Consider the following 17007-nt stretch of genomic DNA (forward strand, 5'->3'; position numbering starts at 1 on the left):
TGACGGTTCGCGGGTTAAGGACCGTGGACCGGCGGGCACAACAAGCGGGGTGTGCCGGTGCGGGCCGCGTGCCGCGACCGCTCGCGACGACCGCTTCCCGGGAGAGGAGGGACACCGATGTCCCCCGACGACAGGCGCCGACTCGCCGACCTCACCGAGCAGTTCCGGCATCCGGCCCCGAGGCGCGTCGCTCGCCCGGCTGCCCGCGGCCGCCAAGGGTCGCGGCCCGTCCGGCAGGGCGGTCGACTGCTGCTGGCCGTCGCACTCGGGGGCCTGGCCTACGGCATCGCCGTCTCCCACGGCCTGGTGATCGCGGCCTGTCTGATGCTGGCCGGCCTGGCCGCGCAGCTCGTCGGCCGCGGACGGGGACGGCGGCCCTGGCCCGCTGCCGGGCGCAGCTGACGCGGCGCGGCAATCAGCGTGGCGATGCCGGGGTGCGGCCGACGAGCGCCTCGGGCAAGCTTCAACGCAGCGCGTTCCATTACCCGTCGAAAAGACTCCACACGCACGGGCAGGGACCTGACCGGCGTCGACGATCGGGGCGCGGGCCGGGTCGGATCCAGTGCCTGCGAAAGAGGCTCGGGCACTCGGGCGCTGCTCAACCCTCCTGACGGCAGAGTGCCACCGCCATCGCCGGCAACCACCCCACCCCCATACCGTCCCCTTTCGGCCAATTGACGCTGGGTTAAACTCTCCCCTGAGCCATCAACGCACTGGTGGACGGCCGTCGCCCATGGGCGTGGCGAGCGGCCGGGCGCTGCGGACATCGGGGAGGCGGGGCATGCGGGCAGTCACCGTGACCGTGACCGCTGCCCCGTACAGCACCGCCCACGCCGTCCGCGTACGGCGCGCGCACTCCCCCGCCTGCGCCCCGCGACCACGTATCGCTCCCTGTGCACGCAGCGGCATTCCCGATATGTCCAGCGCCGGTTGATACGGCCTCCTCCTCATCGGAGGCCCGCTCCGCCCGACCTCTGTCACCGGCGTCACGTGCTGCACAATTCCTCACCAGTGGCGGCGGGAGCATGCCTCCGGCCGTCCGTCCAGGGGCATCGCACTGCCCGAACGCTGTCACCGCACGCCCGCATGGAGCGCATCAATGGAGCCATCGGCCCACGTAGGCAAGACCGCCCTTCCAGGGGTCGGCACCCGCTACGACCTCGCCACGGAGAGCGGCCGGCACCTTTCGGTCGTCGTCCACCAGGACGGCCGGCGCATTCTCGCCTTCCACGACCCCGAGGACGAGGACAACTGCAAGGACGCCGCGGCCCTCGCCCCGCACGAGGCCACCGCGCTGTCCGAACTCCTCGTCCCCGACCCCGTCGCCCATCTGCACCAGCATCTGGAGATCGACCTGGTCACCGAGCACATTCCGGTCACCAAACGATCCCCTTACGCAGGCCGGACGCTCGGCGCCACTCAGGCCCGCACCCGTACCGGCGCGTCCATCGTCGCCGTCCTGCGCCGTACCGACGCCTTCCCTTCGCCCACCCCGGACTTCCGCTTCGCGATCGGCGACACGCTCGTCGTCGTCGGCACCCGGGAAGGCGTGGACGCCGTCGCCGAATTGATCACCGGAGGGTAACCGCCCGTGCACGAAACCACCGCGCTGCTCATCGAACTCGGGGCCATCATCCTCGGCCTCGGCATTCTCGGCCGGCTCGCAGGACGGGTGGGGTTCTCCCCGATTCCGCTCTATCTCGTCGCCGGACTCGCGTTCGGCCACGGCGGGCTGCTGCCGCTGAATGCCAGCGAGGAATTCGTCTCCACCGGCGCCGAGATAGGCGTCATCCTGCTGCTGCTCCTGCTGGGGCTCGAATACAGCGCCTCCGAGCTCGTCACCAACCTCAAGACCCAATACCCGTCGGGCATCGTCGACTTCGTGCTGAACGCGGTGCCGGGCGCGGTTGCCGCGCTGATACTGGGCTGGGGCCCGGTGGCAGCGGTGGCGCTGGCCGGCGTCACCTGGATCTCGTCGTCCGGCGTGATCGCGAAGGTACTCGGCGACCTCGGCAGACTCGGCAACCGCGAGACACCGGTCATCCTCGGAGTGCTGGTCATCGAGGACCTGGCGATGGCCGTCTACCTGCCGCTGCTGACCGCGCTGCTCGCCGGGCTGAGCCTGGCGGGCGGCAGCCTGACCCTGCTGATCGCGCTCGGTACGGTCGGTGCGGTGCTCTTCGTGGCGCTGCGGCACGGCCGGCTGATCAGCCGCGCGGTCTCGTCCGACAACCCCGAGATGCTGCTGCTGGTGGTCCTCGGCCTGACGGTGCTGGTCGCGGGGGTCGCCCAGCAGCTCCAGGTCTCCGCGGCGGTCGGCGCCTTCCTGGTCGGCATCGCGCTCTCCGGTGAGGTCGCCGAGGGCGCGCACCATCTCCTGGCGCCGATGCGCGACCTGTTCGCCGCCGTGTTCTTCGTCTTCTTCGGCCTCAACACCGACCCGGCGGCGATCCCGCCGGTACTGGTGCCGGCCCTCATCCTGGCCGTGATCACCGCGGGGACCAAGGTCGCCACCGGCTGGTTCGCGGCCCGGCGGGCCGGCGTCAAGACCGCAGGGCGCTGGCGTACCGGCGGCACGCTGGTGGCCCGGGGCGAGTTCTCCATCGTGATCGCGGGCCTGGCCGTCGGGGTGGAGCCCCGCATCGGGCCGCTGGCCACCGCGTATGTGCTGATCCTGGTGATCGCCGGACCGCTGGCCGCCCGCTTCACCGAGCCGGTGGCGCGCCGCCTGACCCGCAGGTTCGGCCAGGCACCGGCCGCGGCCGTCGCAGGAACCGGGGCCACGCCGGCCCCCGCCCCGACCGCCGAGCCACGGCCCGCCGCGGACGAGGCGGCGAACGGACCCCAGCAGACGCCGCAGGACACCCCCGAGGCGTCACCGACGGCGACCGATCCGGCGCACACCCGCAGCTGACCTGGCACGCGGCAGGCCGATGGCCGGTGCCCTGGTCTTGGGGCACCGCCCAACGGCGGCGTTCCTCGGCATCACCTCACGCGCGGGATGGACGTCACGTCGCGCGGTGGCGGTTCTTCGAGGCCACCGCGACGCAGACAAGCCCCAGCAGAAACGCCAGGCCGCCGATCACCACGTTGTTCCAGATCACTCCGGCGTCCGGACTTCTGCCCACGATCCAGGGCGCGATGATCATCCACACACCCATGGCGCACATCGCCCAGCTCAGCCCGTACATCCGGGCCGGCGTGACGGTGAATCCCAGGGCCAGCAGGCCGATCGCGATGCCCATGATGAGGTTGTGCATCACCAGCGAGGGCTGCGAGCTGGTGTAGTGCACGATCCACGGCGAGGCGGCGCAGAACAGGCCGACCAGGAACACCGGCCCGTCCACGAGTGCCACATCCCGCCCCCCGAGCACCCGCTCGTATCGGGCCTGCATCTCGGAAACATCGGGGTGACCGGCCAGATCTCCCCTGCTGTGTGAGACGTCGGCCATACGACTCGCCTCCTTCGTCCGCAAGCCTGGCCGTAACCGCGTGGCATCGACCACGCACCTTCAATTCTGCGCTTATGTCGCCTTTATGTGTAGATGGCGGGGGTGGCGAGTTCGAGAAATCGGCAAGGGCGGCTCGCGGCGCACGGAGAGTCGGGCCCCGCGACTCTCCGTTCCCCCGGAGCCCGATCCCCGCACGGGCGCGACCCGCAGCATCACGGGCGACGGCACCTCGCGGCGACACCCACTCCGCACCGCAGAAGCGCATCCCGCCTGAACACATCCCAACTCCGGCACGAACCACAGGACTTCGCCGAGCCCCGTCAGCCGAAATGCCGTGCCACGGCGCACCCGTACGCCACACACACGCCACGCAAAGACGCCGCCCCGAGCTCCCCCTCCGGGCCGGGCGGAACAGGCACACACACGTCGCGTGCCCATACCGCCCGGGGTGCCCCTCATCAGGTGCCCGCGTGCCGTCCCAGGTAGAACAGCAGGGCCAGGAAGCCGACCACGAGATGACCGACCGCTATGTAGAGCAGGACCTGCCGCGTCGTGGCGTGCTCCTTGCGGCGGGCGATCAGCGCCAGGACACGCGGCGGCATCGAGGGCCGTACGACAGGGCGTCCGATGGGGCGGCCGGTACGGCGCCTGGTCGGTACGGCGCGCCTGCGGACTCCGCAACGTGGCGCCGTACGGGCACCCGCCGCCATCCACGGGCAGGGACGCCGCCCGGCGGAACGAACCGCTCCACTGTCGAGCGGGTGATGGTGTCCCGAGCAGGGGCGCCGGGCACCCGGGGTTCCGGCCATGGGTATGCAGGTACGCGACCGGACCGAGCGCCACGGCGGCGGCCCCTTCCGTCGTGCTGCGCCGGGCACCGCGCTCACCCGGCGTGGCCGCCGAGCGGCCGGCCCGAACCGCTGCGGCAGTACGTAGACGTACGGCCGGCCGTGACCGGCCACCGCACGGTACGGCTACGGCTGCCGGCCCCGCGCGCCCCAGGCCGTCGAGCGGCGGCCGATGCCGTGCCGCCGACCGGCACGCGGCCCGACGCCGGCACCGGATTCCTCTGCATGTCGCTCACGACGCCTCCTGTACGCAGCCCAAGTCGGCCTGTACGCAGGCCAGGTCGGCCCGGCGCAGCTCCGTGAGGAGTTCGTGCTGGCCGACGAGGACCGCGGAGAGTGTCCTGCGGGCGGCCCGCAGGAGCCCCGCGACATCGCCGCCCGCCAGTTCGTAGACCACCGTGGAGCCGGTGCGGGTGGCCGTGACGATGCCGGAGCGGCGCAGCACGGCGAGCTGCTGGGACAGCGCGGCCGGCTCCACCTCGATCGTGGCGCGGAGTTTCCGTACGGGCAGCGGGCCGTCCTGCAGCAGTTCCAGCACCCGGATACGGACCGGGTGCCCCAGCATGCGGAAGAACTCGGCCTTCGCTTCATAGAGCGGCACACGGGCGGCCGTCATACCGGCTCCTCCCCCACGGCGCCCGCAACGGCACCGGCACCGACGTCTTCCGCTCCGGTGTCATCGGCCGTCCGCGCCGCTCCGGCCTCGGCCTGTGCCGCTCGCATTCGTTCCCGTACCGCTCCGGCGATACCGCCCACGCGCGTCCTCCGCATCGCGGCCCGCCGGCCGCCACGCCAACTGTTGAATTGCAGACTTCTGCAACTGTAGACGACGGCACGACGCCAGGGGACGGCAAGGCCCCCGAAGGCGACCCCTTTGAGCCGGAGAACATCCGGGGCGTGCCCGCACCATTACGGCGAACACCGAGCGCACCACCTCCCGATCACCGTCATCCCACCTCCAACAAGCCGACCGAACACCGCCTTGACAGGCACATTGCCGCCGGGACACACCTGCCTGGAGCCGAGGCCGAAGGGAGAACGCCCCTTCAAGGCCATGGCCAGCTCGCCATTCACACCGCCTCGCGGGAGCGACGGAGCCCCACACTGCGCCAAGCGCTTGATCAACACCCACAACCAGCTTCACTCGCCCGACCCGCAACCTCCGTCACCACTCGCAACTCGGCGAACCCTCCCGGCCACAGCATCAGCGTCCCCCCTGTCCCTACGTCCCAGCACATCGGCGCGACGGCAATCGGCCGACAATCGGTCGCCCACCCCACACCACCCGAAGCGCACACGCGAGTGCCCGCGGCGATAGACCGCCCCTCTTCCCCGCCGCCAGAGCGCATTTCGCGCGGCCGTCAGACGCAAACTCGCCATGCGTTACGGGTTATGCGTTACTCATTGGACAGTCGGCCGCCCCAACCCCACAGTGACGCGCATGACTTCACTCGTGCGCCACGTCACCATCAACTCCTCCGACGCCTACCGCCTTGCCGCTTTCTGGGCGAAGGTGTTGGACGGAACATTCGCTCCGGATGATCTGCCGGGAGATCCGGAGATCACGGTGAGATCAGCAGGCGCGGAACTGCTGTTCGTGACCGTGCCCGACGGCACGCCCGAGAAGAGCGGCGTGCACCTGGATCTGCAGCCGCAGGACGGGAGCCGGGACGAGGAGGTCGAGCGGCTGCTGGCGCTCGGTGCGACGCTGGTCGCCGACCACCGGCGGAGCGACGGTACCGGCTGGGCGACGCTGGCCGATATCGAGGGCAACGCATTCTGCGTGGAACGCAGCGCGGCCGAACGATCAGCCCGACCTGCCGAGGAGCCGCAGCCAGCGACAGAGCCACGGGCACAAGCGCAGACCACCAACTGAAGGCACCTCGCGCCTCACAGCCAAGCCCAGCACAGCCCAGCCCAGCCCACAATTACCGCCCCGGCACCCTCTCAACTCCCCCGTCCTCTCAACCTCCCCACCCCGCCCCGGACTCCGCCCGGAGTGCCGCTATGCGTTCCTGTGCCTCAGCGAGGTCTTCTTCGGTCGGGGCGTCGTCCTGGGTGAGGCTGCGGCGCCAGTAGCCGGTGAAGTGGGCCTGTCGCTTGTCGAGGCCGCGCTCTCCTACGAGATGGCGGCGCAGCATCCGTACCGTGCCGGCCTCTCCCGCCAGCCAGGCGAAGACCTCGCCCTCACCCGAAGGGATGTCGGCATCGCGGACGGCGTGCAGCAATGCCTCGCCGGGGCCGCCCGGCGCGTCCTTGCGGTGGATCCATCGCACCGTGACACCGGCCCTGCCGACAGCGAGCGGCTGCTCCTCCGCCGCGTCCGCAACCTCAATGCAGGCCAGGGCGCGGGCGCCCTCGGGAAGCGTCTCGATCAGTGAGCCGATGGCCGGCAGAGCGGTGTCGTCACCGGCCAGCAGCAGCCAGTCGGCGGTGTCGAGCGGCAGTTGTCCGGCGTATGCGGCGTCCGGGCCGTAGCGCGCGAGCGTGTCGCCGACCGCGGCCGACGCGGCCCAGCGGGTGGCCGGCCCGTCTGCTCCCTCGTGCAGGACGAAGTCGACGGCGATCTCCTGGCGCGCCGGATCGTGAGACCGCACGGTGTAGCTGCGCATCCACGGCCGTTCGTCTTCGGGTATGGCGAGGAATGCCTGGTACCAGCGCATCGCGTCGCCTTCGGCGCCCTCGTCCGGCAGTCGCGGGGCGCTCTGGCCCGGCCGGGGGAAACACAGTTTGAGCTGCTGGTCGGGCCAGGGGGCGAGAGCGTCGAGGCCGTCCCCGGTGAACGTGATCCGGACCATCCGCGGGGTGATCCGCTGTACGTCGGTGACGTGAATGAGCGCGACGAGTGCAGGCGTCATCGAATCCCCCTGATATCCTTACGCCATAAAGAGTTCTTCCATGACATTACTTTATGGCGTAAGGAGATGCAAGTGGTTGTCTTCGCCGGACAGGGCGATGCCCGCCGTTCGATTGCCTTGCTGTGGCGGGAAACGGGGGCCGTGCCCGCACGTCCGGCGCCCGGCCCCAAACCCGCGCTGAGCGTGGACGCGATCGTCGACGCCGGCATCGCCGTCGCGGACGCCGAGGGCATGGCGGCCCTGTCGATGCGCGCGGTCGGCGAACACCTCGGGCGCACCGCCATGGCGCTGTACACCTACGTCCCCGGCAAGAACGAGCTGGTGGACCTGATGCACGACCGCGCGCTCGCCGAACTCCCCACCGGTTACGACCTCGCGCCGGGCTGGCGCGCCGCCCTGACGTCCTGGGCCGAGGACACCTGGGCGTTCTATCTGCGCCACCCCTGGGTGCTCCAGGTGTCGCAGGCCAGGCCGGTGTTGGGCCCCAACGAATATGTCGCGCTGGAGACGGTTCTGCGGCTGCTGTTCGCCACGGAGCTGCCGGCGTCCGCAGTGCGACGCATCGTGGGCACGCTGTTCCACTTCGTGCGGGGGGCCGCGCGGACGGTCGCCGAGTCGCGGCTGGCCGCGGCGACGACAGGGGTGTCCGACGAGGAGTGGTGGCAGGCCCGTTCCTCGGTGCTCGGCGAGGTCGCCCCCGAATTCCCGCACCATTTCCCGCTCCTGGTCCGGCTGGAGACCGAGGGCGCCGCACCCGCTACGGACGACGAAGTGCCGCATCTGGAACGCGAGGCGCGGACGACGTTCGATGTCGGGCTGACAGTTCTCCTGGACGGGATCGAGGCGGCGGTCGACAGGAATCGGTGACGGGGCTTCGACGCGGCCCTCCGCCCGTCGCAGGCGCTTGCGTCGGCCGCCCCGTCGGCGTCACCGCTGCCCGTCCGGCCGACCGACCGCGCCGGATCCGCATACCTCCCATACGGCACCCGTTCGGCACCAACGCGTCAACGGCTCAACGCGGGAACGTATCTTCTGCCCATCACCACCTCAGGGGCATCTGGGTCACTCCGCACGCGCCCCCGCAACCCTTGGGCCGGTCTCCGGGTTGAGTCCGGGCATGGACGCCAAGCAGAACGCCGGTCATCCGTTCCAGCGCCGCCCCCTTCCCCCACAGACGCCGGCGCTCCCGCCGCCTCCACCGCGTCGCGCGCCCCGCCCGCACGAAGAAGGCACCCCGATCTTCGACCAGTTGCTCCGGGAGTGGCGTTCCGGCGCGCTGCGCTCGACGGTGTCGTGGCCGGTCGACGAGCCCTCCTCCGGAGCGGTGCGACGCGGCGCGGGCGGGCCGGATGACGGGCGCACCGTCCCGCGCACCCGTCGCCACGGTTCCGGCCAGGAACCGCCGTACTCCCCCTCGCAGCCCGAACGCTGAGCGGCCACCGCCGCACACACGGCGCGGCCCACGGGCGGCTGGCACAAATACACCATCGAGTGAACCGATGAGGCGATGGTGCAACGAATGGGTGACGGGCCGCTCGGGAGCAAGAAACGGAACCGCCCCGTCCCGGCTCGCGCGAGGCGGCCGTGGACGGGGCGGGTGAGCCGGGAACCAGGCGGTGCGGCGGGCGTGTTGCCGCGTCAGGCGGGGACGTTCTCCTCGATGGCGGAGACGACCGCTGCGGCGTCCGGCTCGGTCTGCGGCGAGAACCGCGCCACCACGGTGCCGTCCGCGCCGATGAGGAACTTCTCGAAGTTCCAGCGGATGTCGCCGGTATGGCCCTCGCCGTCCGCCACGTCGACCAGCTGCTGGTACAGCTGATGCCGGGTGTCGCCGTTGACATCGATCTTCTCGGTCATCGGGAAGGTCACGCCGTACGTCGCCGAGCAGAACTGGGCGATCTCCTCGGCGGTTCCGGGCTCCTGGCCCATGAACTGGTTGCAGGGGACGCCCAGGACGGTGAAGCCGCGCGCGGCGTACTGCGCGTGCAGCCGCTCCAGCGCCTCGTACTGCGGCGTCAGGCCGCACTTGGACGCGACATTGACGATCAGTACGGCCTTGCCGCGGTACTGGGACAGGTCGGCGGAACCGCCCTGGAGGGCGCCGATTTCTACTTCGTGAACAGACATGAACCGAGATGGTAGTCCGCTCGGCCGGCGGTCAGCACCGGGGCATCGGCGTGCGGACGCCGGCCCGCTACGGGAGAGCCGGGCCGGGTCCGTCGCACCGGTTCACCCCTGGCACCATGCCGCGTCGGCCGTCGGTCTCTCCGGTACGCCGGGGACCGGCTCTTCGCCGGCGGTGCCGTCGGGTCTGCCGGACGCCGGCAAGGGGGCGGCGGTGAGTACGTCGAAGGAGTCGGTGAGTCCCGTCATCGCGAGGAGTCGCATGACGCTGTCGCCGGTGGTGAGACCGGTGAGCCGGAGCCGTCCTGCCTTCGCGTGCGTCCGCTGGCGGGCCCGGCACAGCAGCGAGAGTCCGGAGCAGTCGATGAAGGTCACCGCCCGCAGATCCAGTATGAGATCGGGGCGGCGCGTGCCGGTGAAGTCGTCCAGCCGGTCGGACAGTGTCCATGCGGCGAGAATGTCCAGCTCGCCGCGGAGTTCGACGACGGTGGTGCTGCCCACCGTGTATGTCCGGCCGAGAAAGCCTCGGGTGTTGTGATCCTCGTCCATCAGGCCCGTCCCTCTTTCGTGCCAGGGCGCGAGATCCCGCCACGCGCAGGCGGCGGAGGCATGCGGAAGATGAGGGAGCGTCGATGAGGGCCGGGCGGTTCCGGCCGCCGGTGGCGCTCGATGTGGTCGCGGTGCCGGTCGCCGGTTTGTGATCCGGGTCGTCGAGTGTGCCGCGTGTGTACGGTTTTACCGCGTGTGTCTACGGCTTACCCGTTTGACGAGGTGTCAAGTCCCAGGAGGAAGGACGGCGGAAAGGTTGGCTCAAACTCGTTCCAGCGTCTGTCCGGTCGCGGACGCCGGGCCGGACGGACGGGGACGACGTGCCTCGGCGGCTACCCGGTGAGTCCGGCGAGCGTGGCCAGGCGTCGGGCCTGGGCGCGGGTGGTGCGGGCGATGGCGTCCTCGTCGGCGGTGACGAGGTGGCCGTCCGCCACGACCGGGGCGCCGTTGACCAGCAGCAGGGTCAGCGGGGCCGGGGCGCCGAACACGAGGGCGGCGACCGGGTCGGCGATGGAGGAGTGGAGCAGGCCGTCGACCTTCCACAGGGCGAGGTCGGCCAGTTTGCCGGTTTCGAGTGAGCCGATCTCTTCCTGGCGGCCCAGCACCTGCGCGCCGCCCATGGTGCCCATCCGCAGCGTCTGCCGGGCGGTGAGTGCCTTCTCCCGGTGGCTGCCGAGCCGGTTGAGCAGCAGGGCGTTGCGCAGCTCGGCGCCGAGCTGACCGGATTCGTTGGAGGCTGCGCCGTCCACGCCGAGTCCCACCGGGATGCCGGCGGCGAGCATGTCGGGGACGCGGGCGAGTCCGGCGGCCACCCGGGCGTTGGAGGACGGGCAGTGTGCGACGCCGGTGCCGGTCTCGGCGAACCGTGTGATGTCGGCGTCGGTCATGTGGATGCAGTGGGCCATCCATACGTCCGGGCCGAGCCACCCGGTGGACTCCAGCAGTTCGGTCGGCGTCATGGCGTACCGCTGTCGGCAGTGTTCCTCTTCCTGGACGGTCTCGCTGCCGTGGGTGTGCAGCCGGACGCCCCTGGTGCGGGCCAGCGTTGCGGCCGAGCGGAGCAGCTCGGACGAGACGGAGAAGGGGGAGCAGGGGGCGACGCCGATGCGGAGCATGGAGGCGGGGGACGGGTCGTGCCAGCGGTCGATTGCCGCCTCGGTGGCGAGCAGGGCCTCTTCGGTGGTCTCCACCGCGAAGTCCGGCGGCAGCCCGCCGTCCGATGCGCCCCGGTCCATGGAGCCGCGGGTGGGCGAGAACCGCAGGCCCATCTCCGCTGCGGCGCGGATCTCGGCGCCCAGCAGGTCGCCGGCGCCCCGGGGGAAGACGTAGTGGTGGTCGGCCGCGGTGGTGACTCCGGACAGCGCCAGGGCGCCCAACGAGCCCTGTGCGGCGGCGTACACCATCGGTTCGTCGATCCGGGACCAGACCGGGTAGAGGGTGACCAGCCAGTCGAAGAGGTTGCAGTTCTGGGCGAGGCCGCGGGTGATCCACTGGTAGAAGTGGTGGTGGGTGTTGACGAGCCCCGGGGTCAGCAGGTGGCCGCTGCCGTCGATCCGCCGGACGACGTCCGTCAGGCCGTCGGGCGCCGGTCCCGGGCCGGCCGATTCGATGCGGTGGCCGGCGATCACGAGGTGGCCCGTGGGGTGTTCGGTGCCGTGTGCGTCCATGGTGACGAGGGCGCAGTTCTCGATGACAAGGCGGTTGGCCGGCACGGTCGTTCCTCGTTTCGGTTCGTTCGTGGGTGGTGCGTCAGCGGGCGGCGCTGTGTCCGGGGCGCTGTGTGGCGGTGTCCGTCCCGGGGGCGTCGTCTTTTCCTGGTGTCCCTTGGGTGCGTCGTCCGCGCCACGGTGCGTGGTTGAACAACAGGTTCAGGGTGAAGGCGGATACGGCGGTGCAGGTGATGGCGCTGCCGACGATGATGCGGGCTCCGGCGGGCAGCCGGTCGTAGATGTGCGGGGCGGTCACCGGAACCATTCCGGCGACCAGGGAGACGGCGACGATCAGCAGGTTGGACGTGCCGTCGAATGCGACGTGGCGCAGGATGCGGATGCCGACGCCGGCCACCATGGCGAACATCACCAGCGCCGCGGCGCCCACCACCGGGTCGGGCAGCGAGGCGACGAGGGAGCCCAGCCGTGGTATGCAGCCCAGCACGATCAGCAGGGCCCCGGCGACGGCGGTGACCCAGCGGCTGCGGACGCGGGTCATCTCCACCAGTCCGAGGTTCTCCGCGAAGACGGTGTCGGGAAAGGAGTTCATGGCTCCGGCGAGCACTCCGGAGAGCCCGTCGGCGGCCAGTCCGCGGCCGAGGTCGCCGGTGGTCAGGGGACGGTCGGTCATCTCGGCCACCGCGAGCATGCTGGCCGTCGACTCGGTGAAGATCACCAGCATCACCACGCACATCGAGAGCACCGCCGCCACCGGGAAGTGCGGCGCGCCGAAGTGGAACGGTTCCGGCAGTCCGAGCCAACGAGCCCCGGCGGCCCGTGAGAAGTCGGCCTGGCCGAGCGGGACGGCGGCCAGGGTGCCGGCCACCATGCCCACCAGTACGGCCACTTGGCCGAGGAAGCCGCGGGAGAGCCGCATCAGCAGGACGATCACGGCGAGCACGCCGCCCGCCAGCAGCAGGCGCGCGGGCGCCGCGTAGCCGGGGGCCGACGGGTCGTCACCTGCCACCATCCGGGTGCCCACGCCGAGCAGTGACAGTCCGATGACGGTGATCACGGTGCCGCCGACCAGCGGCGGGAAGTAGCGCGCGAGACGGGCGAACGGCGCCGCGGCCAGCAGGCCGAACACGCCGCCCGCCAGCATCGCTCCGTAGACCGCGGCCATGCCGTACTGCTGCGCGATGAGGATCATCGGTGAGACGGCGCTGAAGCCCGCGCCGGCCACGATCGGCAGCCGCACGCCGAGTACCCGGCCGACGCCCACGCTCTGGATCAGCGTCACCACTCCGGCGACCAGCAGGTCGGCGTCGATGAGCAGGGCCACGGTGGCGTGCGACAGGCCGGTCGCGGCGCCGAACAGCAGGGGTACCGCGATGGAGCCGGTGTACATCACCAGGACGTGCTGGGCACCCAGGAGGAGGAGCGGGCCCCAGGGCGGGCGTCGGTCCACGGGGTGGCGTGGGGGTGGGCTGGTGTCTTCCACGGGGCGGGACCTCTCCGGGCGGCCCGGCGGGCGACTGCCGCCAGGTCGTTTCCGGGGCGGGCGAACGGCCGAACGGGGCGGATGGGGGCGGGGCTCGATGCCGGGCGCGGCCGGGTCAGCGGTCGCCGGTGTCGGTGGCGGCGAGCAGCCGTGCGCTCTCCCGTGCGGTGTCGTCGTGCGGCCGCAGCGCGCGGGAGCCCGCCAGCTTGGCCGTGATGTGCTCGCCGATGGTGACCGGAGGGTAGAGCGGTTCGGCGCCTTCGGGGACGCAGCCGGGCAGCGGGCTGATGACCGCGTCGTGGTTGCCGTCGTGGAAGTAGGCGGCGGACCTGCGGCGCACCAGCCGCCCGTCGGCGTCGGCAGGCGGCAGCACCCGGTGGAGTGTGGAGCGCCAGCGGTCGTTGGTCCAACGGGCCAGCGCGTCACCGAGGTTGACGAGCAGCGCGCCTTCGGCGGGCTGCACGTCGTGCCACCGTCCGCCGTCGCCGAGTATCTGGAGTCCTGGCACCCGGTCCGCCCACAGGACGGTGACGATGCCGTAGTCGGTGTGCGCGCCCATGCCCATCCGGTCCCGGTCGATGCGGGTCTCCCCTGCCGGCAGTGCGTAGTTGTTCATCCGCAGCACGTCGACGGAGTGGTCGGTGTACGGGCCGAAGAAGTTGTCGTCGAGTCCGAGGGCGTGCGCGAAGATGCCGGTCAGCAGCCGTGCCAGGCCGCCCGCGTGCCGGAACCACGTGTCGACGGCCGCCCGGAAGCCGGGGACGCGGCGCGGGTCGGGCCAGCGGTTCGCGGGGAAGTGCGTGGCCGGCAGCGTCCCGCCGGTGTGTCCGGTGCCGTCCACGCCGACGTTGAACGCTTCGAAGAGGTCCTCCGGTGAGGTCACGCCCAGGCTGAGGCTGAGTTTCTCCGCTCTGGGCGGGGTGTAGCCGCGATTGACCTCGGGCGGGGCGCACAGGGTTTTCTTCTCGTCCAGGGTGAGGGCGAAGAAGGTGTCCATCGCGTCGGCCAGGTCCTGCCCGGCGGCGGCGGGGATGCCGTGGCCGGTGATCTGGAGGAAGCCGACGGTGGCGGCCGCCGCGTCGACGGCCGATGCGAGCGCGGCGCGCTCCGCTGCGCCGCCCGTGGCCCAGCGCGAGACATCGATGACGGGAACCTCGAAGTCGCCGTGAGATGTGGGGAGTTCAGCCATCGTGGCACTTCCATCCGTGCGGGGCAGGGCGGATTTCCTGACGGTTCATCACACGGTGGCGGGGTGTCCTGGGCATGTAAATGCCCGGCTGCGGATTCTGGCCGACCACCCAAACCCGCCCCGCTCCACCCCCTCCCCCCTTGGCCGAACCTCCAATGGGGTTCCCGCACGGGCAGGACCTACGCCGGGTCGGCCACGTCCGGCAGGTCGCGGGCGCCGAGGCGCAGATGCTCGATGTGGTAGACGGCCTCGTCGAGGAGCTGGGCGACGTGGGTGTCGTAGAGGCTGTAGACGATGCGGCGCCCCTGGCGGGAGCCGGTGACCAGGCCCAACGCGCGGAGCAGGCGCAGCTGGTGGGAGACGGCCGACTGCTCCATGCCGATGGCGTCGGCGAGTTCGCCGACCGGGCAGGGGCTCTGCCGGAGCCGGGTCAGGATCATCAGCCGCGAGGGCGTGGCCAGTGCCTGGAGCGTGGCGGCGATGGTCGCGGCGGCGTCCGCGTCCAGATGTGCCGCCGGTGTGGTGCGGCCGTCGACTCCGTGTCCCATGAGACACATCGTATCCGGCGTACACTTGAAGACCTCTTCATGTATTCCGTTATGGTGTCGCGCGTTACCGACCCCGCTCCCCCGAGGTGTCCTCCATGACGTCCACGCTGGTCGACGGCCGTACGGATCGCTCCGGCCGCACACCGCCCGCGCCCCCTGCCCCCGCACGGCGCACCCGCCTCTTCGCGCTCCCCGAGGTCCGCTGGGCCGCGCTCGCCGCGCTCACATTCCTGCTCGCCCTCCCGCTCGATCTGGCCGGTGCCCCCGCTTGGGCCTGGGGCCCGCTGTACGCGGTGTGCTACGCGGCCGGAGGCTGGGAGCCGGGCCTCGCGGGACTGACGGCGCTGCGTGAGCGCACGCTCGACGTGGATCTGCTGATGGTGGTCGCGGCGATCGGCGCGGCCGCGATCGGGCAGTTCCTGGACGGCGGACTGCTGATCGTGATCTTCGCGGTCTCGGGCGCCCTGGAGGCGCTGGCCACCCGCCGCACCGAGGACTCCGTCCGCGGGCTGCTCGACCTCGCCCCCGCGACCGCCGTACGGATCACCCGGGAACCCGGGGCCTCGGGCGGCGCGGACCGGGAGGAGCGGATCGAGGCGTCGGCGCTGCGGGTGGGAGACACCGTGCTGGTGCGCCCCGGGGAGCGGCTGCCCGCCGACGGGACCGTGCTGGACGGGACGAGCGAGGTGGACCAGGCCACGATCACCGGCGAGCCGCTGCCGGCCGGCAAGTCCGTGGGCGACGAGGTGTTCGCCGGCACCCTGAACGGCACCGGGGCGCTGCGGGTGCGGGTGGGGACCGATCCGTCGGATTCGGTGATCGCGCGGATCGTGGCGATGGTGGCCGAGGCCAGCGGCACCAAGGCGCCCACCCAGCTGCTGATCGAGAAGGCCGAACAGCGGTATTCGGCCGGCGTGGTGGTCGCCACGCTCGCCCTCTTCGCCGTCTCGCTGGCCTTCGGGGCGCAGGTCACCGCGACGCTGCTGCGGGCGATGACGTTCATGATCGTGGCGTCCCCGTGCGCGGTGGTACTGGCGACCATGCCGCCGCTGCTGTCCGCCATCGCGACGGCCGGCCGGCACGGCGTACTCGTCAAGTCGGCCGTGGCGATGGAGGAGTTGGGGGCGGTGACGCGGGTGGCGATGGACAAGACCGGCACCCTCACCGAAGGGACGCCCCGGGTGGCGGAGATCGTCGCGCTGCCGGGCACCGACGAGTCGGCGGTGCTCACGCTCGCGGCGGCGGCCGAGCACGCCAGTGAGCACCCGCTCGCGCGCGCCGTGCTGGCCGCCGCCCGGGAACGGTCGCTGCCGCCGGCCGCGGCGCACGACTTCTCCTCCGCTCCCGGGCGGGGCGTGCGGGCCGTGGTCGAAGGGCGGACCGTGCAGGTCGGAAGCCCGGCGGCGCTCCTGGACGGCCGGGATGACGGGACGCGGGAAGCGTCCGCGGCCGCCCAGGACCTGCGGGCCGTGGCCGTGGCGCGGGAGGCCGTGGCGGATGCCGAAGCCGCGGGCCGTACGGCCGTGGTGGTGCTGGTGGACGGCGAGCCGGCCGGGGTGCTGGCGCTCGCCGACCGGCTGCGGCCCGGCGCACCGGCTGCGGTGGCCCGGCTTGCCGCCCTGACCGGCACCGGAGTCACCCTGCTGACCGGCGACAACACCCGCGCCGCCGCCCGTACGGCACAGGACGCCGGCATCGCGGACGTACGGGCCGGGCTGCTGCCCCAGGACAAGGTCACGTCGGTCGCCGGCTGGCAGGCGGACGGCGCGAAGGTGCTGGTGGTGGGCGACGGCGTGAACGACGCGCCGGCGCTGGCCGCGGCGCACAGCGGTGTGGCGATGGGGCGGGCCGGTTCGGACCTGGCGCTGGAGACGGCCGACGCGGTCGTGGTGCGCGACGAGCTGGGCGCGCTGCCCGCGGTGGTGGCGCTGTCCCGGCGGGCCCGGAGGCTGGTGGTGCAGAACCTGTGCATCGCTTCGGTGTGCATCACGGCACTGGTGGTCTGGGACCTGGCCGGCCATCTGCCGCTCCCCTTGGGCGTGTTGGGGCACGAGGGGTCGACAGTGCTGGTGGGCCTGAACGGGCTGCGCCTCCTGCGGACCGCGGCGTGGCGGCGGGCCTCGGACGGCTGACGGGGCGGGCGGTGGATGCGGGCGGGACCGGGGCTCGCGGTCCATCGCCCCGCCCCGTCCGGGCGCCCCCGTAAGGGGCGTCTCCGCCCTCCGCGTACGCCTCCAGGGGTGATCTGCGAGGAATCCCTTGACCTCAACATTAGTTGAGGTCCTAGGT

Annotated in this window: 17 protein-coding genes; 7 read left to right on the top strand and 10 right to left on the bottom strand. The window is 71.8% G+C overall.

Going from position 1 to position 17007, the window contains the following annotated elements; all coding sequences use genetic code 11:
- The first annotated feature begins 117 nt into the window (after positions 1–117).
- The 3 genes from LIU39_RS10380 to LIU39_RS10390 all read left to right on the top strand — a co-directional run bounded on the left by LIU39_RS10380 (position 118) and on the right by LIU39_RS10390 (position 2914).
- A complete protein-coding gene (locus LIU39_RS10380; RefSeq protein WP_227046338.1) occupies positions 118–402 on the top strand; it encodes a hypothetical protein in 285 nt (94 codons plus the stop codon).
- A gap of 697 nt (positions 403–1099) precedes the next feature.
- Positions 1100–1585 (top strand): cation:proton antiporter regulatory subunit, encoded by a 486-nt coding sequence (locus LIU39_RS10385; protein WP_227046339.1) that lies wholly within the window; start codon positions 1100–1102, stop codon positions 1583–1585.
- 6 nt (positions 1586–1591) lie between these two features.
- Positions 1592–2914: a cation:proton antiporter domain-containing protein gene (locus LIU39_RS10390; protein ID WP_227046340.1), complete on the top strand. Its 1323-nt coding sequence runs from the start codon at positions 1592–1594 to the stop codon at positions 2912–2914.
- A 94-nt stretch (positions 2915–3008) separates the two neighbouring features.
- Here the strand turns inward: LIU39_RS10390 and LIU39_RS10395 are convergent, their stop codons facing one another.
- The 3 genes from LIU39_RS10395 to LIU39_RS10405 form a co-directional block, all read right to left on the bottom strand.
- Positions 3009–3452, bottom strand: a complete 444-nt coding sequence (locus LIU39_RS10395) for an SPW repeat protein (RefSeq protein ID WP_227046341.1) — start codon at positions 3450–3452, stop codon at positions 3009–3011.
- A 458-nt stretch (positions 3453–3910) separates the two neighbouring features.
- Positions 3911–4054, bottom strand: a complete 144-nt coding sequence (locus LIU39_RS10400) for a DUF6126 family protein (protein ID WP_227046342.1) — start codon at positions 4052–4054, stop codon at positions 3911–3913.
- Positions 4055–4532: 478 nt separating this feature from the next.
- On the bottom strand, positions 4533–4916 hold the full coding sequence (locus tag LIU39_RS10405) for an ArsR/SmtB family transcription factor (RefSeq protein WP_227046343.1): 384 nt from the start codon (positions 4914–4916) through the stop codon (positions 4533–4535).
- 825 nt (positions 4917–5741) lie between these two features.
- On the opposite strand from LIU39_RS10405, the gene LIU39_RS10410 reads away from it, so the two are divergent.
- Positions 5742–6176 (top strand): VOC family protein, encoded by a 435-nt coding sequence (locus LIU39_RS10410; RefSeq protein ID WP_227046344.1) that lies wholly within the window; start codon positions 5742–5744, stop codon positions 6174–6176.
- Between the two features lie 88 nt (positions 6177–6264).
- On the opposite strand, the gene LIU39_RS10415 is transcribed toward LIU39_RS10410, so the two are convergent.
- Positions 6265–7158, bottom strand: coding sequence for a siderophore-interacting protein (locus LIU39_RS10415; protein ID WP_227046345.1), 894 nt, complete (start codon positions 7156–7158; stop codon positions 6265–6267).
- Positions 7159–7224: 66 nt separating this feature from the next.
- Here LIU39_RS10415 and LIU39_RS10420 point away from each other — a divergent pair, with 66 nt between their 5' ends.
- Positions 7225–8025, top strand: a complete 801-nt coding sequence (locus LIU39_RS10420) for a TetR/AcrR family transcriptional regulator (RefSeq protein ID WP_264482605.1) — start codon at positions 7225–7227, stop codon at positions 8023–8025.
- A 250-nt stretch (positions 8026–8275) separates the two neighbouring features.
- A complete protein-coding gene (locus LIU39_RS10425) occupies positions 8276–8590 on the top strand; it encodes a hypothetical protein (RefSeq protein WP_227046347.1) in 315 nt (104 codons plus the stop codon).
- Positions 8591–8796: 206 nt separating this feature from the next.
- On the opposite strand, the gene LIU39_RS10430 is transcribed toward LIU39_RS10425, so the two are convergent.
- The 6 genes from LIU39_RS10430 to LIU39_RS10455 form a co-directional block, all read right to left on the bottom strand.
- A complete protein-coding gene (locus tag LIU39_RS10430; RefSeq protein WP_227046348.1) occupies positions 8797–9285 on the bottom strand; it encodes a glutathione peroxidase in 489 nt (162 codons plus the stop codon).
- Between the two features lie 102 nt (positions 9286–9387).
- Positions 9388–9831: an STAS domain-containing protein gene (locus tag LIU39_RS10435; RefSeq protein WP_227046349.1), complete on the bottom strand. Its 444-nt coding sequence runs from the start codon at positions 9829–9831 to the stop codon at positions 9388–9390.
- 332 nt (positions 9832–10163) lie between these two features.
- The gene (locus LIU39_RS10440) at positions 10164–11543 is read right to left on the bottom strand and encodes an 8-oxoguanine deaminase (RefSeq protein ID WP_227046350.1); all 1380 of its coding nucleotides are present in this window, start codon (positions 11541–11543) and stop codon (positions 10164–10166) included.
- 37 nt (positions 11544–11580) lie between these two features.
- Positions 11581–12981 carry a nucleobase:cation symporter-2 family protein gene (locus LIU39_RS10445; protein WP_227046351.1) on the bottom strand — a complete coding sequence of 467 codons (1401 nt, stop codon included), beginning with the start codon at positions 12979–12981 and terminating at the stop codon, positions 11581–11583.
- 115 nt (positions 12982–13096) lie between these two features.
- A complete protein-coding gene (locus LIU39_RS10450) occupies positions 13097–14170 on the bottom strand; it encodes an isopenicillin N synthase family dioxygenase (RefSeq protein ID WP_227046352.1) in 1074 nt (357 codons plus the stop codon).
- 179 nt (positions 14171–14349) lie between these two features.
- On the bottom strand, positions 14350–14718 hold the full coding sequence (locus tag LIU39_RS10455) for an ArsR/SmtB family transcription factor (protein WP_227046353.1): 369 nt from the start codon (positions 14716–14718) through the stop codon (positions 14350–14352).
- A 95-nt stretch (positions 14719–14813) separates the two neighbouring features.
- On the opposite strand from LIU39_RS10455, the gene LIU39_RS10460 reads away from it, so the two are divergent.
- Entirely contained in the window at positions 14814–16850 is a 2037-nt protein-coding gene (locus LIU39_RS10460) for a heavy metal translocating P-type ATPase (protein WP_227046354.1), read from the top strand.
- Positions 16851–17007: the final 157 nt, after the last annotated feature.

This window comes from Streptomyces pinistramenti (assembly GCF_020564935.1).
GTDB lineage: Bacteria > Actinomycetota > Actinomycetes > Streptomycetales > Streptomycetaceae > Streptomyces > Streptomyces pinistramenti.

What these genes read in the sequence shown, in the direction of transcription:
- LIU39_RS10380 (WP_227046338.1), top strand. Translation starts at nt 118, where the DNA reads ATGTCCCCCGACGACAGGCGCCGACTCGCCGACCTCACCGAGCAGTTC.
- LIU39_RS10385 (WP_227046339.1), top strand. Translation starts at nt 1,100, where the DNA reads ATGGAGCCATCGGCCCACGTAGGCAAGACCGCCCTTCCAGGGGTCGGC.
- LIU39_RS10395 (WP_227046341.1), bottom strand. Translation starts at nt 3,452, where the DNA reads ATGGCCGACGTCTCACACAGCAGGGGAGATCTGGCCGGTCACCCCGAT.
- LIU39_RS10400 (WP_227046342.1), bottom strand. Translation starts at nt 4,054, where the DNA reads ATGCCGCCGCGTGTCCTGGCGCTGATCGCCCGCCGCAAGGAGCACGCC.
- LIU39_RS10405 (WP_227046343.1), bottom strand. Translation starts at nt 4,916, where the DNA reads ATGACGGCCGCCCGTGTGCCGCTCTATGAAGCGAAGGCCGAGTTCTTC.
- LIU39_RS10410 (WP_227046344.1), top strand. Translation starts at nt 5,742, where the DNA reads ATGACTTCACTCGTGCGCCACGTCACCATCAACTCCTCCGACGCCTAC.
- LIU39_RS10415 (WP_227046345.1), bottom strand. Translation starts at nt 7,158, where the DNA reads ATGACGCCTGCACTCGTCGCGCTCATTCACGTCACCGACGTACAGCGG.
- LIU39_RS10420 (WP_264482605.1), top strand. Translation starts at nt 7,225, where the DNA reads ATGCAAGTGGTTGTCTTCGCCGGACAGGGCGATGCCCGCCGTTCGATT.
- LIU39_RS10425 (WP_227046347.1), top strand. Translation starts at nt 8,276, where the DNA reads ATGGACGCCAAGCAGAACGCCGGTCATCCGTTCCAGCGCCGCCCCCTT.
- LIU39_RS10430 (WP_227046348.1), bottom strand. Translation starts at nt 9,285, where the DNA reads ATGTCTGTTCACGAAGTAGAAATCGGCGCCCTCCAGGGCGGTTCCGCC.
- LIU39_RS10435 (WP_227046349.1), bottom strand. Translation starts at nt 9,831, where the DNA reads ATGGACGAGGATCACAACACCCGAGGCTTTCTCGGCCGGACATACACG.
- LIU39_RS10450 (WP_227046352.1), bottom strand. Translation starts at nt 14,170, where the DNA reads ATGGCTGAACTCCCCACATCTCACGGCGACTTCGAGGTTCCCGTCATC.
- LIU39_RS10455 (WP_227046353.1), bottom strand. Translation starts at nt 14,718, where the DNA reads ATGGGACACGGAGTCGACGGCCGCACCACACCGGCGGCACATCTGGAC.
- LIU39_RS10460 (WP_227046354.1), top strand. Translation starts at nt 14,814, where the DNA reads ATGACGTCCACGCTGGTCGACGGCCGTACGGATCGCTCCGGCCGCACA.